General features: G+C 53.3%; 3 protein-coding genes. All 3 read right to left on the reverse strand.

From position 1 onward, the window contains the following. Positions 1–1,753, reverse strand: a 1,753-nt coding sequence (gene traN, locus K0778_RS25565) for a type-F conjugative transfer system mating-pair stabilization protein TraN (RefSeq protein WP_153449170.1), incomplete at its 3' end; no start/stop codon positions are given. Next, positions 1,750–2,388: a type-F conjugative transfer system pilin assembly protein TrbC gene (gene trbC, locus K0778_RS25570; protein WP_000777691.1), complete on the reverse strand. Its 639-nt coding sequence runs from the start codon at positions 2,386–2,388 to the stop codon at positions 1,750–1,752. The genes trbC and traN, both read right to left, overlap by 4 nt. An 8-nt stretch (positions 2,389–2,396) precedes the next feature. Continuing rightward, positions 2,397–2,663: TraU family protein (locus K0778_RS25575; protein WP_182387904.1), on the reverse strand; the 267-nt coding region annotated here is incomplete at its 5' end.

Raw genomic sequence — 2,663 nt, forward strand, 5'->3', positions numbered from 1 at the left:
GAACGCCACTGTCCGGGATTTTCTGGTTATTCATCAGGTCTTCGTAGAAGTTAGTGAAATCCAGTCTGTCGAACTGAATTTTCTGCAGCTCATCAACCGTAATCCCCCGACAGTCAGGATGCTTCGCACTGCCAAAACTGATACGCAGCTGTCCGTTGCGCCCCTGCTGCTGGACTATCTGCGCCAGCTTCGAATCAAACTGACAGTAACTGCGTTTTTTCTCCAGGCAGACACCCAGCACTTTCTTCGAACAGAACTCTCCGACACTGACGGTCAGTTTGTTTGATTTTGCTTTAGCCAGGGCCTTTTCATCACTGCTGCATTTGGCCAGCCCGATATCCTGTCCCCAGCCGCTGTCCTTACAGCAGTTGCTGTATCCGGCTGCAGCCTTCTTACAAAATTTCGCCTGACCGGTGAAAGCACGGACATCCACCCCGTTCAGCGCCGCAACATCCTTACCTGCTGCGGCCAGTGCCGCCAGCTGAGAAACGGCTTCGGCAAAATCATTACTCTGCCCGCTCTGAGCCTTATCGCATTTGCCATCGAGACAGAAGACGTCTCCCCCACAGACCATCACTTTCCCTGATGTTTTTGACTCGCAGGAGTAGGTGGCATATTCATGCAGACAGGCACCTTCTTCGGAGTAAAAGGCGCACTGGTGTGACACCAGGGTACAGGCAGGATTGTCGGTGTAGGTCTGACAGGTTCCCTTGTCTGCTGACTGCGTGACATACGTGTCCCGGTATGCCCAGCAGCTCTGGTACATGCTGTATGACTGACCATCTTTCACCAGCGTCCTGTTCCCGCCAGCCTCCGTACATTCTGTTTTTGTCAGTTTCCCCAGCTCCTTGCTGAACGGGCAGCTTTCAGACCAGACAACATACGGGGTGTACGAGGCTTTTTTTACCCTGACAACCAGACGCAGCTTCATTGCCGTATGACGTCTGAATTTTGTATTCCCGACCCGGACGGGGTGAGATGACGTAAAAGCAACACCGGCAGTCAGTGTTTTCTGTACTGGTGTAAATGAGGCATCTGCTGAGTATTTGGCATTCCAGCTCAGTGGGGTTCCCAGTACTGTAATTGTCATAGGTACACTCTTCTGCAGGTAAGTACGACTCCAGCTGTAATGCGCATCGACAATTTCACCGGTAACGGGAGAGGTAATGGAGACAACATACTGACCATTCACTTCACGTGCAGGTAGCTGACTCATTTCATACTCCAGCGTCCGGGTTTCCCATGTGGTACTCCCCTGCAGCTCCATACGGGCAGTTCGTGTGCAGTACTGCTCCACCTGTAAATCCCGCTCACAGGTGTAATTCGTGTATTCACTCCGGCTAATCTCCTGCGCACTGCACTGCTGCCCGGTGTTTCCCACAATGCTGTCAGCCCGGTTCACCACATCCCTGCCGGTCTGGATAAACGGTGCATCCGGTGAAAGAATGTCTTTCGGCTTGTTCATGAATGACTCTGTGATGGTTTTTCCGGTTTCACCGGTCGCCCATTCCGTGGTGCCGTCATTTTTCAGGCCGCCATCCCCGCCGGCAGTCACGCCACCATAGTATTTTGTCTCGTCCGGATTCGCGTTATAGCCGGGGATACTCTCCTGTGGCTTAAAGCCCTGAATACTGCTGCTTCCCTGTCCTTTGATCTGGTGAGCAAAATCAGAGCCGGCCCGGTAATCACTGTTGCTGTCAGCCTGTGCCATGCCGGCAACCAGAGCCAGTATCAGAGGTAAAATACGTTTCATTTCCCGGAATCTCCTTTCCCTGCCAGTAAATCATGAGCCACCTGCCGGCAGTCACCCGTGGCGGCCACTTTCTCCAGCGCCTGGCCGACCCGCAGGTTTCCCCGGATGATGTCGTATCCATGACTGCAGAACACCACCAGTGCCGGTACACTGCGAATGCCGTACTGTGAAAACAGCGTCGGGTCGATCTGAACACCATCAGTCGCGCCGTCTTTCACCAGGGACAGCACGGCTTCAGCGGTGGTCTTCAGGTCATTGTTCACCATGCCCCGCAGTGTGGCGGGTATACCGTAGTGCCGGGTTTCGCCCAGCATTCGTTTCAGCCCCTCTTCGGGAATGGAAAACGACACAAAATACAGAGCACCCTGCCGGGGTTTCCCGTCCTGCGAAGCCTGCTGTTTACGAACCAGCTCATCCAGGAAATGGTTATCTGAACGCTGAAGGGGGTTTTCCAGCACCTGCTTCTCCGCCCAGGCTTTCAGCTGATGGTCAGGTTTTTCACGCAGTTGTCTGCTTAAATTTTCCTGCTGCTTCAGGAACTGGCGGTTTTCAGGAGTGTTCACGTTTTCTGACGCCATAACCGCCCCGTTCAGCATCATCAGCAGTGCTGCCAGAGATTTCATACTCAGCTTCATCATTCACCTCACAGGAAGACACAGTTACGTTTACGCCACATCAGGTAGCCGAAGTTTTTCTTTGTATTGGGCGGATTTTTCCCGGTTTCCCAGCGGGTCACACTGCGCCCGAACGGGTGGCACTGTCTGCTGTCCGGGTACATATTCACCATCTGGTAACGCCAGCGTTCTTTGGGCAGGATTGGGGACGGATATTCATTACAGACGGCGTTATTTTTCCCGATGGTTTCCATAATCATGCCCTGACGGTGCAGCTTGAACGCCATGCGTTCACT

Source organism: Escherichia sp. XD33 (assembly GCF_019375075.1).
In the GTDB taxonomy this organism is placed as follows: domain Bacteria; phylum Pseudomonadota; class Gammaproteobacteria; order Enterobacterales; family Enterobacteriaceae; genus Enterobacter; species Enterobacter flexneri_A.